We start from the raw sequence: 17,058 nt of genomic DNA, 5'->3' as shown, positions 1-17,058 counted from the left end.
GCAAACATTACAAAAGTTTCATGCACCGGAAATGGCGCCGTAATGTGCGCGCCCCTATTTCTCTTGCCCGAGGATGCCGACCGAAGCGCATCCCTTGAAAGAGGATACGAGACCCATGAATATTGCCCCCAATTCATATCCCCGCACCCGCAAACGCCTGATGGCTGCCGCCGCTTCAGTGGCCATTGCCGGCGCAATCGGCTTCGGCGCGGTTGCCACCGGGACAGCCCCGGTCCTGGCCGAGGCCGTGCGTGTCGAGGCGCCGCAGGTCCCCAGCTTCGCCGATGTGGTCGAGCGCGTTTCGCCGGCGGTCGTCAGTGTCCGTGTCAAAGCCAAGATAGAATCGACCGCCGACGACGGCTCCGACCTGCCGGACGCTTTCGGCAATCTTCCCGATGATCCGCAATTGCGCCGCTTCTTCAGGGAGTTCCGTGGTTTTGGCGATCAGGATGGCCGGGATGGAATGCGGCGTTTCGGACGCCGTGACCGCCAGCCGCGGCCGGTCGCCCAAGGGTCCGGTTTCTTCATCTCCGAGGATGGCTACCTCGTCACCAACAACCATGTCGTCGGAGACGGCTCGTCCTTCACTGTGGTGATGCATGACGGCAAGGAACTCGACGCCAAGCTGGTCGGCACGGATCCGCGCACCGACCTCGCGGTGCTCAAGGTCGAAGGCGACGGCAAGTTCACCTATGTCGACTTCGCCGATGATTCAAAGGTTCGCGTCGGCGACTGGGTCGTGGCCGTCGGCAATCCGTTCGGCCTCGGCGGCACGGTCACCGCCGGTATCGTCTCGGCCCGTGGCCGCGATATCGGCGCCGGTCCCTATGATGACTTCATCCAGATCGATGCCTCGGTGAACCGCGGCAATTCGGGCGGCCCGACCTTCAACCTCAACGGCCAGGTCGTCGGCATCAACACCGCGATCTTCTCGCCGTCCGGCGGCAGCGTCGGCATTGCCTTCGACATTCCCGCCTCGACCGCCAAACAGGTCGTGCAGGATCTGATGAAGGACGGCACCGTCCAGCGCGGCTGGCTTGGCGTCGAGATCCAGCCGGTCACCTCCGAAATCGCCGAATCGCTCGGGCTGAAGTCCGATAAGGGCGCGCTCGTTTCCAGCGCCCAAGACGATGGTCCCGGCAAGAAGGCCGGCATATCAGCTGGTGACGTCATCACTCAGGTGGACGGCAAGGACGTCGCTTCGCCGAAGGAACTCGCTCGTCTGATCGGCGCCTACCAGCCCGGCAAGCCGGTCGACGTCACGCTGTGGCGTGACGGCAAGAGTGAGACCGTCAAGGTTGACCTCGGCACGCTGCCTTTGAGCGACAAGCAGGCTTCGGCCGACCAGCAGCCTTCCGCTCCGCCAAAGGCCGATACGCTGGCCGATCTCGGCCTCACCGTCACCAGGTCCGATGAGGGCAAAGGGCTTGTGGTGACCGATGTCGATCCCGATAGCGATGCCGCCGATCGCGGCATCCAGCCCGGCGACGTCATCACCTCGGTCAATTCGACGGAGGTCAATGGCACCGACGACGTCGCCGAGGCCATGGCCGATGCGGTGAAATCGGGCCGCAAGGCGGTGCTGATGCAGATCACCCGCGACGACAGCAACCGCTTCGTCGCGCTGCCTGTCGCCAAGGGCTGACGTTCCAGACTTTTCCGGTGCGGCGGTTTCAAACACCCCGAGCCGTCGCATGGGGAAAGCACGGGGCTTGAATGCGTTAGTCAGTCATCGTGTTCCGCCCCAGCGGCAGCGGGCTCCCATCGCCCGCTGCCGCTCGAACAGTGCATGACGATATGCTCGAACAACAGAGCATCTCGCCCAGAAGTGTGAAGCGGTTTTGGGATGAGCCTCGGGCTTGATCCGAGGGTGCCGATGGCTCTGGGGCAACGACATTTCAAAACAAAGACTTACTGCGTATCCTTGAATCAAATTTGTTCGCGATACGCCCTGGTGAAGGCCACGATGCATATGCCGGCCACTCAATCTTCCAGCGAAATCGCGTATAACGGTCCCATGAAGATTCTCGTCATAGAAGACGATCGCGAGGCGGCCGATTACCTCCAGAAAGCCTTTACCGAGGCCGGCCACACCGCCCATGTCGCCGGCGACGGCGAAACCGGCTTCGCGCTCGCTGACTCCGGCGACTATGACGTGATGGTCGTCGACCGCATGTTGCCGCGCCGCGACGGCCTGTCGGTCATCGCCGGTCTGAGATCCAGAGGCAATACAACGCCGGTGCTGATCCTGTCGGCGCTCGGCGAAGTCGACGACCGGGTCACCGGCTTGCGCGCCGGCGGCGACGACTATCTGACCAAGCCCTATGCCTTTTCCGAGCTTCTGGCCCGGGTCGAGGTGCTGAACCGCCGCGCCAGCGCCAAGGAAGCCGAAACCGTCTACCGGGTCGGCGATCTCGAACTCGACAGGCTCTCTCATTCGGTGCGGCGCGCGGCGCGCGAGATCACGCTGCAGCCGCGCGAGTTCCGCCTGCTTGAATATCTGATGCGCCATGCAGGCCAGGTGGTGACGCGCACCATGCTGCTGGAAAATGTCTGGGACTACCATTTCGATCCGCAGACCAACGTCATCGACGTTCACGTCTCGCGGCTGCGCGGCAAGATCGAGAAGGGCTTCGACAAGCCGATCCTGCACACGGTTCGTGGCGCCGGCTATATGCTCAAGAGCGGGTAGCATGGCTCTCTCCATGCCGGCCATCATGAAGACGACGGCAGCGCGGCTTTCGGCGCTCTATCTCCTGCTGTTCGCCATCTGTGCGGTGCTGCTCGTCTTCTACATGACCTCGCTGTCGGCACGCATGCTGACCGGCCAGACGCAGGAGACTATCAACGACGAAGTGCTCGGCCTCGCCCGGGCCTACCAGCGCGGCGGCTTGCCGCTGCTGGTCCGCGTGGTCGAGCAGCGCTCCCGCCAGCCCGGCGCCAATCTCTATTTGATCGCCGACACCAACGGCCAGATCCTAACCGGAAACGTGCAGAGCCTGGAGCCCGGCGTTCTCGAGGCCGAGGGCTGGACGACGGCGCCGTTTTCCTACCGACGCTTCGGCGAGGGCGAGCTCGAGCGGCAGCGCAACCCGGTCGCCGACCCGAACGAACCCAGCCAGAGCGAAGTCCAGGTCGAAGGCGAGAAGGGCCACAACGCCATTGCCTTGGTGCTGCGCCTGCCGAACCAGATGATCATGCTCGTCGGCCGCGACCTTGGCGAGCCGGAGCGGTTCCGCGCCGTCATCCGCCGCGCTTTGATGCTGGCGCTCGGCATGATGGCGCTCGGCGGGTTCCTGATCTGGTTCTTCGTCGGCCGCGCGGCGCTGAAGCGCATCGACTCGGTGTCGGAGGCCAGTCGCCGCATCATGGGCGGCGACCTTTCCGGCCGGCTACCGGTCACCGGCGCCGGCGACGAGTTCGATCGGCTTTCCGAAAATCTCAATTCCATGCTGGCCAGGATCGCCACGCTGAATGAAGGGCTGAAGCAGGTCTCCGACAACATCGCCCATGATCTGAAGACACCGCTGACCAGGCTGCGCAACCGTGCCGAAGCGACGCTTTCCGGCAAGCACAGCGCTACCGACTACCGCCAGGCGCTGGAAGCGACGATCGCCGAGTCCGACCAGCTGATAAAGACCTTCAACGCCATCCTGATGATCTCCAGGCTGGAGGCGGGCTATTCCTCAGAAAGCACCAGCCGGGTCGATCTGGCTGCGTCCGTGCGCGATGTCGTCGAGCTCTACGAGCCGGTGGCGGAGGAGGTGGGAGTGACACTCGAGACCTCGGTGCAGGATGCCTTCGCCGTTGAAGGCAATCGCGAGCTGATCGGCCAGGCGCTATCGAACATCGTCGACAACGCGATCAAATATTCGACCGATTCGACATCCAAGCCGATCGTCCGCGTGACGCTCGATCGCGTCGGTAGCGAAATCAGGCTTTCCGTCACAGACAACGGCCAGGGCATTCCCGACGATGCCGATCGCGCCAGGGCGACCGAGCGTTTCGTGCGCCTGGAGAAGAGCCGCTCGCAGCCGGGCTCCGGTCTGGGCCTCAGCCTTGCCAACGCAATCATGACATTCCACAACGGACGGCTTGATCTTCTGCCCGCCGATCCCGGATTGTCCGTCGTCATGAGTTTTCCCGAACGGGAGGATCGCTGATGGCGGTGAGGGCGGCTGCGGAACAGACCAACTGGCTTCTGAATCCGGCGACAAAGCTCGTCCCCCTGGATCGGAACCGCGCCAGGCGGGAATTGTCGGAAATCGCTTCCGCTGCGCAGGAAGACGGGCTTGCCCGGCTCGCGAAATTTCTCACCGGCAAGGGCGCCGTCCAGGATTTCCTCGCCGCAGTGTTCGACCTGTCGCCATTTCTCCGCGACACAGTACGCCGCCGCCCGCAGATCGTGGATGCGCTTTTCGATGAGACCGTCGTGGCCCGGCTGGCGTCGATCGGCGCCTCCATCGACAAGGCTGCGCGGGCGGAAGCCATCTCCGAAAACAGCCTGATGATGGAGCTGCGGCAATGGAAAGCGGAAGCGCATGTCCTGATCGCGCTGGCCGACCTTGCAGGCGAGGCTGAAACAGCAGTCACAGTACAGCGGCTGAGCGATCTTGCCGACGCCTGCACCCGCGCTGCCGTCGACTTCCTGCTTCGCGACGCGCACGGACAAGGCAAGCTCAAACTGCCGGACCTCGAGGATCCGGCGCGCCGGTCGGGCTGGATCCTGCTCGGCATGGGCAAGCTGGGCGCCCATGAGCTGAACTTCTCCTCCGACATCGACCTCGTCGTTTTCTTCGACCCGCAGGCGTCTGCCGTCGTCGACCCGCTCGATGCGACGGAGCTGTTTTCGCGCCTGACGCGCCGGCTGGTCCGCATTCTCCAGGATCGCACCGAACACGGCTATGTTTTCCGCACCGACCTCAGGCTTCGTCCCGATCCCGGTTCTACGCCGCTGGCGATCCCGGTCGAGGCGGCACTGCGCTACTACGAGGCGCGCGGCCAGAACTGGGAGCGCGCCGCCATGATCAAGGCGCGTCCGGTGGCCGGCGATCTCGCCGCCGGTGCTGCGTTCCTGAAGGATCTCCAGCCCTACATCTGGCGCAAATACATGGACTATGCGGCGATCGCCGACGTCCATTCGATCAAGCGCCAGATCCACGCCCACAAGGGTCTTGGTGAGATCGCGGTGAAGGGCCACAACGTCAAGCTCGGCCGCGGCGGCATTCGCGAGATCGAATTTTTCGTCCAGACCCAGCAGCTCATCGCCGGCGGCCGCTTCCCCGAGCTGCGCGGCCGCGTGACCGTGCCGATGCTTGGCCAGCTTGCGGCACGCGGCTGGATCACGGCCGATGCGCGCGACGCGCTCGCCCGGCAATACTGGTTCCTGCGCCGCGTCGAGCATGCTCTCCAGATGGTCGCCGATGAGCAGATCCATGTACTGCCGGAGGATGACGAAGAGCTCGAACGCATTGCCCGCATTCTGGGCTTTGCCGATGCGGCGGCCTTTGCCGAGGCGTTCCGCGCCGCACTCCACCAGGTCGAACGCCACTACGCAGCACTCTTCGAAACTGCGCCCGAGCTTTCGGCGGGCATCGGCAATCTGGTCTTTACCGGCGATGTCGATGACCCCGATACGTTGCAGACCCTGCAGAGATTGGGGTTCCAGCGGGCGAGCGACATCTGCCGCGTCATCCGCGGCTGGCACTTCGGCCGCTATCGCGTCACCCAGTCGGCCGAGGCGCGCGAGCGGTTGACCGAACTGACGCCGGCGCTGCTGCAATCCTTCGGTCAGACGCGCCGGGCGGACGAGGCGTTGATACGCTTCGACGAATTCCTTGCCGGCCTGCCCGCCGGCATCCAGCTCTTCTCGCTGCTCCAGTCCAATCCGGCTCTGCTGAAGCTGCTGGCGACGATCATGGGCGCGGCCCCACGGCTGGCCGCTATCATCACGCGCCGGCCGCACGTGTTCGATGGCCTGTTGGATCCGGCCCTTTTGACCGAGCTGCCGGATCGCGCCTATCTGTCCGGCCGTCTCGCCGCCTTCCTCGAGGGCGACAGGGCCTATGAGGACGTGCTCGACCGCTTGCGCATCTTTGCGTCCGAGCAGAAATTCCTGATCGGTGTCAGGCTGCTTGCCGGCTCGATTGACCCGGCCCGCGCCGGCCGTGCCTTTTCCGATCTGGCCGATCTCACCATCGACGCGGCGCTGCGGGCGGTCATCGCCGAGTTCGCGCTGCGTCACGGTCGCATCGCCGGCGGCACCGTTGCGCTGCTCGGCATGGGCAAGCTCGGCAGCCGCGAACTGACGGCCGGCTCAGACGTCGACCTCATCCTGCTTTATGATCACGATGCGGATGCCGAAGAATCCGACGGCGACAAGCCGCTCCCCCCATCCCACTTTTACTCCAGGATGACGCAGCGGCTGATATCAGCCGTGTCCGCGCCGACCGCCGAGGGCGTTCTCTACGAGCTCGACCTTCGCTTGCGGCCGTCCGGCAACAAGGGGCCGGTGGCCACCCATGTCGATGCCTTCAAGAAGTATCAGCGCAAGGACGCCTGGACGTGGGAGCATATGGCGCTGTCCAGGGCCCGCGCGATCGGTGGCGATCAGGCGCTGTGCACCGAGGTCGAGGCCGAGGTGGCGGCGGTGCTTGCCCTGCCGCGCGACAGCGCCAAGGTGATGGCCGAGGCGGCCGAGATGCGCGCGATGATCGAGAAGGAGAAGCCGTCGCGCGATCTCTGGGACATCAAGCTGATCCCGGGCGGTCTCATCGACCTCGAATTCATCGCGCAGGTGGCGGTGATCACGGGAAAGCTCGAAGCCGGCCGCCGGGTCACCGGGACAGCGGAAGCCCTGTCGAGGCTGGCGCCGGATTTCGCCGAGGCCCAGGTCAGGCAGGAGCTTTGCGATGCCTATGCGCTTTATCTGGCGCTGACCCAGATGACGCGGCTCTGCCTCACCGGGGTGTTCGAACGCGACGATGTTCCGCCGGGGCTTTTGGATCTGCTTCTGGCGGTCACCGACCTGCCGGATTTCGCTGTGCTGGAAGCGCACCTCAAGGAGACGTCGCAAAAGGTCAGAAAGGATTTCGACCTTTTGCTTCGTGCGAAACGGTCATGACGTCGCAACACCAAACGGCTGCTTTGAATTGCATCGGGGGCGCTGCCCCACGGCGTTTCCGAGAGTTGCAACCGCTTCACGACAACAGAGGTCAGGCGGCGGCCCTGACCGGCTGCGTCGGCTTCTTGATCGGAATGCGCACCGACACGATCGTGCCGGCGCCTTCGGTGGAGCGGATTTTCAAGGCGCCGCCCTGAAGTTCGGCCAACGAGCGTGAGATGGCAAGGCCAAGGCCGGAACCGGCATGGCTCTTGGAAAACTGGTTCTGCACCTGTTCGAACGGCCGCCCGAGCTTGCTCAGCGCTTCCTTCGGGATGCCGCAGCCATTGTCTTCGATCGTCAGGACCAGAGCGCTGGACGTGTTGCGGGCCCTTACCGCGATGCGGCCGCCCTGGCCGGTGAATTTCACCGCGTTCGACAGCAGGTTGATGATGATCTGCTTGATCGCCCGGCGGTCGGCGAACAGCGTCAGCGAATCGGGGATGCGTGTTTCGACGGTGATCGACTTTTCCGCTGCCTGCAGCGAGATGACGCGCACCGTTTCCCGCATCAGCGGGCAGAGGTCGATTTCCTCCTGATCCATCGAGAACTGGCCGGCCTCGATCTTCGACATGTCGAGGATGTCGTTGATGACGCCCAGAAGATATTTGCCGCTGCCGTTGATGTCGGTAGCGTATTCCTCGTAGCGCGGCGAACCCAACGGCCCGAACAGCGCCTGTTCCATCAGCTCCGAGAAGCCGATGATCGCGTTGAGCGGCGTGCGCAATTCATGCGACATGTTGGCCAAGAACTCGGATTTGGCCCGGTTCGCGGCCTCGGCGCGCTCGGTTTCCTTCATGTATTTGTGATTGAGCTCGACCAGTTCGCGCGACCGCTCTTCCTCAGCCCGGCGCGCAAGGCTGAGATCGTGGATCGTCGCCATCAGCCGGCGCTCGCTGTCGACCAGCTTCTCCTGGTGCAGCTTGATCTGGGTGATGTCGGAGCCGACCGAGACGGTGCCGCCGTCCCTGGTCCGCAATTCGTTCACCTGCAGCCAGCGGCCATCGGCAAGCTGCCGCTCGAAGGTTACGCCGCCTTGCTGCCCGTTGGTGTTGGCAAGCCGGCGCTCTGAGGCGAAGGCAAGCATGCGATCTTCCAGAACGGCGCGCGAGGCGCCCGGCATCACGTCGCGGTCCGACAGGCCGTTGTCCTGCTGGTATTTGGAATTGCACATGATCAGGCGCTGGGCGGAATCCCAGAGCACGAAGGATTCGTTGATGTTTTCGATGGCCGTTCGCAGGCGAAGATCCGCGGCCTCGGAGCGTAGCGCCAGGTGCCGCTGCTCGGTGACATCAACGGCGATGCCGATCAGCTGGATCTCCGGCGCTTCCGGGTCGATCACCTGCGCCCTTGCGCGCATCCACACCCATTGTCCATCGGCATGGCGCATCCGGAACACCTGGTCGATGTGATCGATCTCGCGTGCGACGATCCTGTTGGCGAGCTGGAACAGGTCGCCGTCCTCGGGATGGATGATCTCGTCGACCTCGCCGAACGACAGCATTGTGTCGCAGGGCTCATAGCCCAGCATGTCGTACATCGAGCGCGACCAGTACATCTTGCCGCGCACCATGTCCCAGTCCCACAGGCCGCAGCGGCCGCGCACCAGCGCCATATCGATGCGCTGGTGCGCTTCGAGATAAATGCGGTCGGCGGCCTGGGCGCGCGCCGCCTGGCCGAAATAGGCGTAGAGGATGACGATCAGCACGCCGGCTGTCAGCACGAACAGCGTGACGTTGAGCGAAACGGTCTTGCGCCACGTGTCGAAGACCGCTTCCTGCGGTACGAGCGCTGCGGCAGCACCGTTCCTGGCATTTGTCAGGCTCACCGCGGCATACCAGTCTTTGCCGCCGATGCTTACCTCCATCACCCCGGCGCGGTCGCCGAACATGAACAGCGGCTGACCGCCCTGGGCGATGACGTCGAGCGACCGCCCTTCCCAGTCCGTCGATTGCGGTGTCACGGCGACGATCTTGAACGCGCTATCGGTGACCGCAAGCACGTGGCTTCGGCCCATGGCGCCCTGACGGCTGATGCCCTCCAACAGGTCCTGCGTCGCGCCAGGCGTTGAGGCCATCTTCGCATCGGTGCTCATCGAACTGGCGAGCTGGCCCGCCGCGAGCGAAAGGATCGCCTTGGCGTCGCGTTCCACGTCGTCACGTTCGTTCATCAGCGACAGGAACCGCAGCGCCGCGATGACGACCAGGAAAATGATGATGAGGGCCGGTATCGATCGACGCAACAATGGCTCGGCTGCCAGAAGCCGTCGGTAGGCGGGTTCGGCGATGAGCCGCGCGTTGCCGGCGAGACCATCGCTTCTCGTCTCACGCTGCTCAAAACCCGTCCCTCCGGGCGCGCCCCACGCGTCCGCCTTCGCCATAAATGGCTCTCCCCGATTTTAAATCTGCTTGACGATCCGGCGACGCCGCACTTCCGAATCTTCAGCTAAAGAATCAAAGGTGATTCGGCTTGTCCATAGGCGCGGCGAAAAAAGATTAAAAATCGACTAAAATAATGGCTTTTCCGCCCGATGCCGGGCGGCAACCTTCAAAGGTGTGTTGAGATTCAGGTCAGGTCGCGCCGAGAATGGTGGATTCCGAGAACAGGAGCGGAGCGTACTTTTGGGTACGTGAGCACCGGAAGCGCAGAAAACCGCCGTTCGCAGGCCGGCATCACCTGAATATCGACATACCTTACGCCAGCGTGCGCTCGACGATGTCCCGCAAATCGGTCGACAGGTTCTCGGTTTTGGCAATCGAAAGCAGCGCTTCCCTTGCTTTGGCCCGCCGGGCAGGTTCGAGCGAGCGCCATGATCTGAGTGCCGTCGCCAGCCTGGCGGCCAGCTGCGGGTTGCGCTTTTCGACCTGCAGGACCGTTTCGACGAAAAACCGGTAGCCTTCGCCGTCGGCGCGATGGAAGCCGGTCTGGTTGGCGCTGGAAAACGTGCCAACGAGCGAGCGCACCCGGTTCGGATTGGCCATCGAGAAGGCCGGGTGGCCGGTGAGGGCGCGCACCGCATGAATGGTTTGCGGGCCCGGCACGCTGGCCTGGATCTGGAACCATTTGTCCATCACCAGCGGATCGGTGGCATATTTCGCTTCGAAGTCGGCCAGCGCCTTGACCGTCTCGGGCGAACCGCGGTGGCGGAGCGCAAGCACGGTCAGTGCGGCGGCACGGTCCGTCATGTTGGTCGCGGACTGGAAGTGCCGGGCCGCAAGCGCCGCACCTCCCGGCAGCAGCGAGAGATAGTCGAGCAAGGTGTTGCGCAGCGCCCGGCGCCCGGCGCTCGCCGCATCCGGACTGAAACCGTCCTTGTCGGCCAATCGATCGTAGAGGTCGGAGAATATCTCGCGGTTGGCCTCGGCGATCGCGGCCGTCAGCGGCTCGCGGGCCCGGAAAATGGCATCGGGATCGATGTTCTTGCCGATGTCGCGGGCGATATCGGCTTCGCCCGGAAGCGCCAGAGCCAGCGCCCGATAGGCCGGTTCGAGTGTCTCGTCGCCGGCTATTTTGCCGGCAAGCCCGGTCAGCCGTGATGCGAAACCGGGCTGCTTGCCGTCAAGGACCTGGCGGAAGGCTGATATCAGCGCCTCGGTCAAAAGCGTGTTGAACGCCTGCCAGCGCGAGAACGTATCGTTGTCATGGCCGGCAAGGAAGAACTGATCGTCGGCCTTCTGCTCGACGGAAAGCGTCACCGGCGCCGAGAAGCCGCGATTGAGCGACATCGCCGGGCGCTCGCCAACGCCCGAGAAGCGCACCATGTGCCGGCGCTTGCGGATATGGATGACGCCGTCCTCGACGCTGGCGCCCTCGACGCCGCTATAGGCTATCGCTTTGCCGTCGGCGCCGACCAGGCTAAAGGCCAGCGGAATATGCATCAGCCGCTTGCGGCTTTCGGACGGCGTTGGCGGTACCGACTGCTCGATCTCGAGCATGAATTCCTGGGCTGCCGGATTGTACGTCGAACTGATCGTCAGATTGGGCGTGCCCGCCTGATGGTACCAGAGCGAAAATTGCGAGAGGTCGCGGCCGGACATATCCTCGAACACCTTGATGAAGTCCTCGATCGTCGCAGCGTCGCCGTCGTGGCGCTCGAAATAGAGATCCATGCCGGCCCGGAACGTCTCGCTGCCGAGAATGGTGCGGATCATGCGCACCACTTCCGAGCCCTTTTCGTAGACCGTGGCCGTGTAGAAATTGTTGATCTCGCGGTAGCGGCGCGGTCGCACCGGATGCGCCAGCGGTCCCTGGTCTTCGGGAAACTGATGCGCCCGCAGCGTGCGCACTTCGGCAATGCGTTTCACCGCTCGCGAGCGTTGGTCGGCGGAGAATTCGTGATCGCGGAAAACCGTCAGCCCTTCCTTCAGGCAAAGCTGGAACCAGTCGCGGCAAGTGATTCTGTTGCCAGTCCAATTGTGGAAATACTCATGCGCGATGATCGCCTCGATATTGGCGAAATCGGCGTCCGTTGCAGTCTCCTGATCAGCCAGCACATATTTGTCGTTGAAGATGTTGAGGCCCTTGTTCTCCATCGCGCCCATGTTGAAGTCGGACACGGCGACGATGTTGAAGACGTCGAGGTCGTATTCGCGGCCGAACGCCTCCTCGTCCCATTTCATCGACCGTTTCAGGGCGTCCATGGCGTAGCCGGCGAGCCGCTCTTTGCCCGGCTCGACATAGATGCCGAGCTCGACCTTGCGGCCGGACAACGTGACGAAGCTGTCCGCGACCTTGCCGAGAGCGCCCGCCACCAGGGCGAACAGATAGGACGGCTTGGGGAAGGGGTCGTGCCAGACCGCATAGTGCCAGCCGTCGGCAAGTTCGCCGCTGCCCGCCGGGTTGCCGTTGGAAAGGAGCAGTGGCGCCTCGTGCTGCGGCGCCTCGATGCGCACCGTATAGACGGACAGGATATCGGGGCGGTCGAGAAAATAGGTGATGCGCCGAAAGCCCTCGGCCTCGCATTGCGTGCAATAGACGTTGCTGGAGCGATAGAGGCCCATCAGGGCTTCGTTGTGTGCCGGCGCCAGCTCGGTTTCGATCAGGAGCTGGAAACGGGGTGCTGCGGGCGGCGTGGTGATCGTCAGCTGATCGGGCGTGGCAAAAAAATCTGCCGGCGCGAGTGTCCGGCCGTCGATTGCGATGCGGCTGAGCGTCAGGCCATCGCCGTCCAGCACCAGCGGCACTGACGCCGCGATGCCGTCGCGGCGTTCAACCGTCAGCACGGCGACGACGCGCGTGGCTTCTGGCGACAGGCGGAAAGTCAGGCTGGTTTCCGGTATGAGATAGTCGGTGGGGCGATAGTCTTCGAGCCTGAAGACCTGGCCGGTGTCCGTGCGCATTCCGTGGGGTGTCCTGTCGATTCCCGCAGCGGCAGGTGAGTCCGCTGGTCCAAGAAATTTGAAGCCCGCGCTCTTTACACGAAACCGTCACTCGACAAAACTGGCGCAGCGCCTATTTCAGGCACTCGTTTTCCAATCATCATCGCGAGGTATACGTTGACCGTCGTCACACCGAAATTCGGCATGGGCGCCTCTGTGCTGCGTTACGAGGACCAGGCCTTCATCAAGGGTCTCGGTCGCTACACGGACGACATCCAGCCGGCCGGCCTTCTGCACGGCTACGTTCTGCGCTCACCGGTGGCCAAGGCAAGCTTCACCATCGGTTCGACCGAGGCGGCCAAGGCGGCACCTGGCGTCCATCTGGTGCTGACCGGTGCGGATATTGCTCATCTCGGCAAGCTGAAATCCGGCGTCATGCAGAGGCAGCCGGACGGCACCAAGGCACCGACCCGCGATATTCCGGTCCTTTGCCGCGACCGGGTCAATTATGTCGGCGACGCGGTCGCCTTCGTCGTCGCCGACAGCCGCACACTGGCGCAGGACGCCGCCGAACTGATCGAGGTCGATTACGAGGGCGAGGTTGCCGCGTCCGGCACCGCCACCGCGCTTGACGAAGGCACGCAGCTGGTGTGGCCGGAACTCGGCTCCAACCGTGCCTTCAGCTACCACATCGGCGACAAGGCGAAGACCGCGGTGGCATTCGCCAGGGCGGCGCATGTCACCCGCATCGAATTCATCAACAACCGGCTGGTCTGCAACTACATTGAGCCGCGCTCGGCGATCGGCGAATGGAACACGAAAGACAACCGCTTCGTGCTGACCACGGGCTCGCAGGGTGTGCATTCGATGCAGTACATCCTGGCCGACGTGTTCAAGATCAAAAAGAACCAGCTGCGCGTCATCACGCCGGATGTCGGCGGCGGCTTCGGGCCGAAAAGCTTCGTCTATCGCGAACATCCGCTGGTCCTTGAGGCCGCCAGGCGCCTTGGCCGCCCGGTGAAATGGGCCGGCGACCGCACCGAGCACTTCCTTACCGATGCGCAAGGCCGCGACAATGTCGTGACCGCCGAGATGGCGATGGACAAGGACGGCCGCTTCCTCGGCATGAAGGTCGATCTGCTCGCCAATATCGGCGCCTATGTCTCGCAATACGGCCCATTTATCCCCTATATCGGCGTCACCATGTCGACCGGCGTCTACGACATCCAGGCGCTCGATGTTTCGGTGACCGGCCTCTACACCAACACCTGCCCGGTCGACGCCTATCGCGGCGCCGGCCGCCCGGAAGCGGCATTCCTGCTGGAAAAGCTCGTCGACGCCTGCGCTCACGATCTGGGCCTTCCCGTCGAGGAGATTCGCCGGCGCAATTTCGTCAAGCCTGAGCAGTTCCCTTACCGCACGCAGACCGGCCGTCTCTACGACACCGGCGAATTCGAAGGCCATATGAACCGCGCCATCGAGGAGGCGGAATGGCAGGCGTTCCCGGAGCGGCTGGCGCAGTCGAAGGCTGAAGGAAAGATCCGCGGCATCGGTATGGCGACCTATATCGAGGCCTGTGCCTTTCCGGGCTCTGAGCCGGCCTTTGTCGAGTTGAACGGCGACGGCACCGTGACGCTGAAGATCGGCACCCAGACCAACGGGCAGGGGCATGCGACCGCCTATGCGCAGTTCCTCTCGGAAAAGCTACATCTCGACATCGACAAGATCCATGTCCGCCAGGGCGACACCGACGAGTTGAAGGCCGGCGGCGGCACCGGCGGCTCGCGCTCCATTCCCCTTGGTGGCGTATCAGCTTCTCGCGCGGGCGAGGATCTGGCCAACAAGATCAAGCGTATCGCCGCGGATGAGCTGGAAGCCTCGGCCGGCGACATCGAATTGTCCAACGGCGTTGCCCGCATCGTCGGCACCGACCGCACCATCGATTTTTCGAGCATCGCCAAGGCCGCCAAGAACCCGGACGATCTCAAAGGCTTTGGCGAGTTCGTGCAGGACGAATGCACCTATCCGAACGGCACCCACATCTGCGAGGTCGAGATCGATCCCGACACCGGCACGACGGAGATTGTTCGCTATACGATCGTCGACGATTTCGGCGTCACCGTGAATCCGATCCTGCTGGCCGGCCAAGTGCATGGCGGCGTCGTCCAGGGCATCGGCCAGGCGCTGACCGAGAACACGGTCTATGACGAGGACGGGCAGCTGTTGACGGCGAGCTTCATGGACTATGCCATGCCGCGCGCCGACGATTTACCGTTCTTCCATTTCGAGACCCGCAATGTGCCATCGACCACCAATGCGCTCGGCATCAAGGGCGCCGGCGAGGCCGGCACGATCGGAGCGACTCCTGCCGCGCTCAATGCGGTGACGGATGCGCTCTATCGCGCCTACGGCATCAGGCATATCGACATGCCGGCAACGCCAGCGCGCATCTGGGCGGCGATCCAGGAAGCAATTGCTAAGTGAGCCCGACAGATCATCCCGACGGGCACAACACGCTGACCGGGATCATGCTCAAGATCGTGTCGGTGGCGGTTTTTGTCGGCATGTCGTCCTGCATCAAGGCGGCGGGCACGGTGCCGGCTGGCCAGATCGTGTTCTTCCGCTCCTTCTTCGCCATCTTTCCGATCGTCGTCTTCCTGGCCTTCCAGGGAAAGCTTGGCATGGCGTTTTCGACCAAGCGCCCGCTCAACCACATTGCGCGCGGCGTTGTCGGCGTCTGCGCCATGGGACTCGGCTTCTTTGCGCTGACACGGCTGCCGCTTCCCGAGGCGATCACGCTGAACTACGCACAGCCGCTGCTGGTGGTGGTGTTCAGTTCGATCTTCCTCGGCGAAGCGATTCGCGTCTATCGCTGGAGCGCGGTTGCGGTGGGACTGGTCGGCGTGCTGGTCATCTCGTGGCCGGAACTGACGCTGCTTGGTTCGGGCGCAGCACTCGGCGATCAGGAGGTGCTCGGCGTCATCGCCGCTTTGGTCGCGGCAGCGATCTCGGCCGTCGCCATGCTGCTGGTGCGCAATCTCGTCCAGAGCGAACCGACGGCAACCATCGTGCTGTGGTTTTCGGTGACGGCGAGCGTCCTGGCGTTGCTTTCGCTGCCGTTCGGCTGGCAGGCGCTGACACCGGCGCAGGCGGGTCTTCTCATAGCTGCGGGCTTTTGCGGCGGGCTCGCTCAGATTCTGATGACGGCAGCCTATCGCCATGCCGAGGCCTCGGTCGTGGCGCCCTTCGAATACACGTCGATGCTGCTTGGCATAGCCGTCGGCTATCTCGCCTTCGGCGACGTCCCGACGGTTCACATGCTTGTCGGCGGCACGATCGTCGTTGCCGCGGGCATCTTCATCATCTGGCGCGAGCGCCAGCTTGGCCTCGAACGTGCCCGCACCCGCCAGGCGACGCCGCCGCAAGGATGATCAGGACGGCTCGGCCCGCTCCTTCGCCAATCGCACCAGCACGGTCCTTGTCTGCTCATCGGCGGGGAAAAAGGATTCGATCGCCAGTTCCGACAGCGTCACGTCGAGCGGCGTGCCGAACACGGTGATGGTGCTGATGAACGACAGCACAGCATCGCCATGGGCAAGCCGCAGCGGGTGCACGATCGCGTTCGGCTCGACCGGTACCGGCCGCGTGCCGTTCAGGCCGGACGGATAGGTCCGAAGCTCGCGTTCCAATTCGACCAGAACCGGGTCGCCTGAAGCGTCGTTCTGGTGTTTCAACCGGTCAAGAAGATGCGCGCGCCATTCGGCCAGGTTGATGATGCGCGGCGCGACGCCACCTGGGTGTAGGCTGAGTCGCAGCACGTTGACCGGGGGCTTCAGCAAGGAGGGCTCGGCGACGTCGGCAAGGAACGGGCCGATGGCCGCATTCGCCGATACCAGGTTCCAGTGCCGGTCGACAGCGAGCGCCGGGAAGGGTTCGTGCCCCTTGAGCACGACCTCGACGGCAGCCATCGCCGGCGCCAGTGAAGCATCGGTGAGCGAACGCTCGCTGAAGCTGGGGGCAAAGCCTGCGGCCAGCAGGAGCTGATTGCGTTGCCTCAGTGGGATCGACAGCTGCTCGGCCAGATGCAGCACCATATCGCGCGAGGGTGCCGCGCGGCCGCTTTCCACGAAGCTCAGATGCCGTTGCGAGATTTCGGCTTCCATGGCGAGATCGAGTTGGCTCATGCGCCGGCGCGTGCGCCATTCGCGAATGAGGCTGCCGGCGGAACTCTGGGTTGCTGTCATGGCGGCACACTATGCCGGCAGCGATCGCATTTCCATTACCTGTGAGGTTATAGATGCCGCTCTTCCCTTCTCCCCTTGTTTGTGGGAGAAGGTGGCCGAGCGAAGCTCGGTCGGATGAGGGGTGTTCCAGCTTGGCGAAACACCCTCATCCAAGTCGAGAAGCTGGCGCACGGCGACAGAATCATCAGCGCCTCATTTCTTCCAACACCCCTCAACCGTCTTGGCTCCGCGCGCCAATCCACCTTCTCCCACAAGGGTGTTTGGACTGGGGAGATCGCGAACAGGTGTGCGAGGACATCGCGAACAGTTTTGCGCATTGTGCGCGAGGGGGTTC

General features: G+C 63.7%; 9 protein-coding genes. 6 read left to right on the top strand and 3 right to left on the bottom strand.

The window, feature by feature from the left end; genetic code table 11:
* The first annotated feature begins 115 nt into the window (after window positions 1–115).
* The 4 genes from AC0L3I_RS30350 to AC0L3I_RS30335 all read left to right on the top strand — a co-directional run bounded on the left by AC0L3I_RS30350 (window position 116) and on the right by AC0L3I_RS30335 (window position 7,123).
* A complete protein-coding gene (locus tag AC0L3I_RS30350; RefSeq protein ID WP_473489721.1) occupies window positions 116–1,645 on the top strand; it encodes a Do family serine endopeptidase in 1,530 nt (509 codons plus the stop codon).
* Between the two features lie 372 nt (window positions 1,646–2,017).
* Entirely contained in the window at window positions 2,018–2,692 is a 675-nt protein-coding gene (locus tag AC0L3I_RS30345; protein ID WP_123149880.1) for a response regulator transcription factor, read from the top strand.
* Window position 2,693: 1 nt separating this feature from the next.
* Window positions 2,694–4,163: a sensor histidine kinase gene (locus AC0L3I_RS30340; RefSeq protein WP_473489722.1), complete on the top strand. Its 1,470-nt coding sequence runs from the start codon at window positions 2,694–2,696 to the stop codon at window positions 4,161–4,163.
* Window positions 4,163–7,123, top strand: coding sequence for a bifunctional [glutamine synthetase] adenylyltransferase/[glutamine synthetase]-adenylyl-L-tyrosine phosphorylase (locus tag AC0L3I_RS30335; RefSeq protein WP_473529348.1), 2,961 nt, complete (start codon window positions 4,163–4,165; stop codon window positions 7,121–7,123). Before AC0L3I_RS30340 ends, AC0L3I_RS30335 begins: the two co-directional genes overlap by 1 nt.
* 91 nt (window positions 7,124–7,214) lie before the next feature.
* On the opposite strand, the gene AC0L3I_RS30330 is transcribed toward AC0L3I_RS30335, so the two are convergent.
* A complete protein-coding gene (locus tag AC0L3I_RS30330; RefSeq protein WP_473529347.1) occupies window positions 7,215–9,542 on the bottom strand; it encodes a PAS domain-containing sensor histidine kinase in 2,328 nt (775 codons plus the stop codon).
* Between the two features lie 313 nt (window positions 9,543–9,855).
* Entirely contained in the window at window positions 9,856–12,501 is a 2,646-nt protein-coding gene (pepN, locus tag AC0L3I_RS30325) for an aminopeptidase N (protein ID WP_473529346.1), read from the bottom strand.
* 156 nt (window positions 12,502–12,657) lie between these two features.
* Here pepN and AC0L3I_RS30320 point away from each other — a divergent pair, with 156 nt between their 5' ends.
* Both AC0L3I_RS30320 and AC0L3I_RS30315 read left to right on the top strand, forming a co-directional pair.
* On the top strand, window positions 12,658–14,964 hold the full coding sequence (locus tag AC0L3I_RS30320) for a xanthine dehydrogenase family protein molybdopterin-binding subunit (RefSeq protein WP_473529345.1): 2,307 nt from the start codon (window positions 12,658–12,660) through the stop codon (window positions 14,962–14,964).
* 44 nt (window positions 14,965–15,008) lie between these two features.
* Window positions 15,009–15,911 carry a DMT family transporter gene (locus AC0L3I_RS30315; RefSeq protein WP_473529392.1) on the top strand — a complete coding sequence of 301 codons (903 nt, stop codon included), beginning with the start codon at window positions 15,009–15,011 and terminating at the stop codon, window positions 15,909–15,911.
* On the opposite strand, the gene AC0L3I_RS30310 is transcribed toward AC0L3I_RS30315, so the two are convergent.
* The gene (locus AC0L3I_RS30310; RefSeq protein WP_473529344.1) at window positions 15,912–16,724 is read right to left on the bottom strand and encodes a helix-turn-helix domain-containing protein; all 813 of its coding nucleotides are present in this window, start codon (window positions 16,722–16,724) and stop codon (window positions 15,912–15,914) included.
* Window positions 16,725–17,058: the final 334 nt, after the last annotated feature.

It is taken from the genome of Mesorhizobium sp. WSM4840 (genome assembly GCF_055811755.1).
Note: the sequence above shows the minus strand (reverse complement) of the source record. Positions and strands in the feature narration are given on the sequence as shown.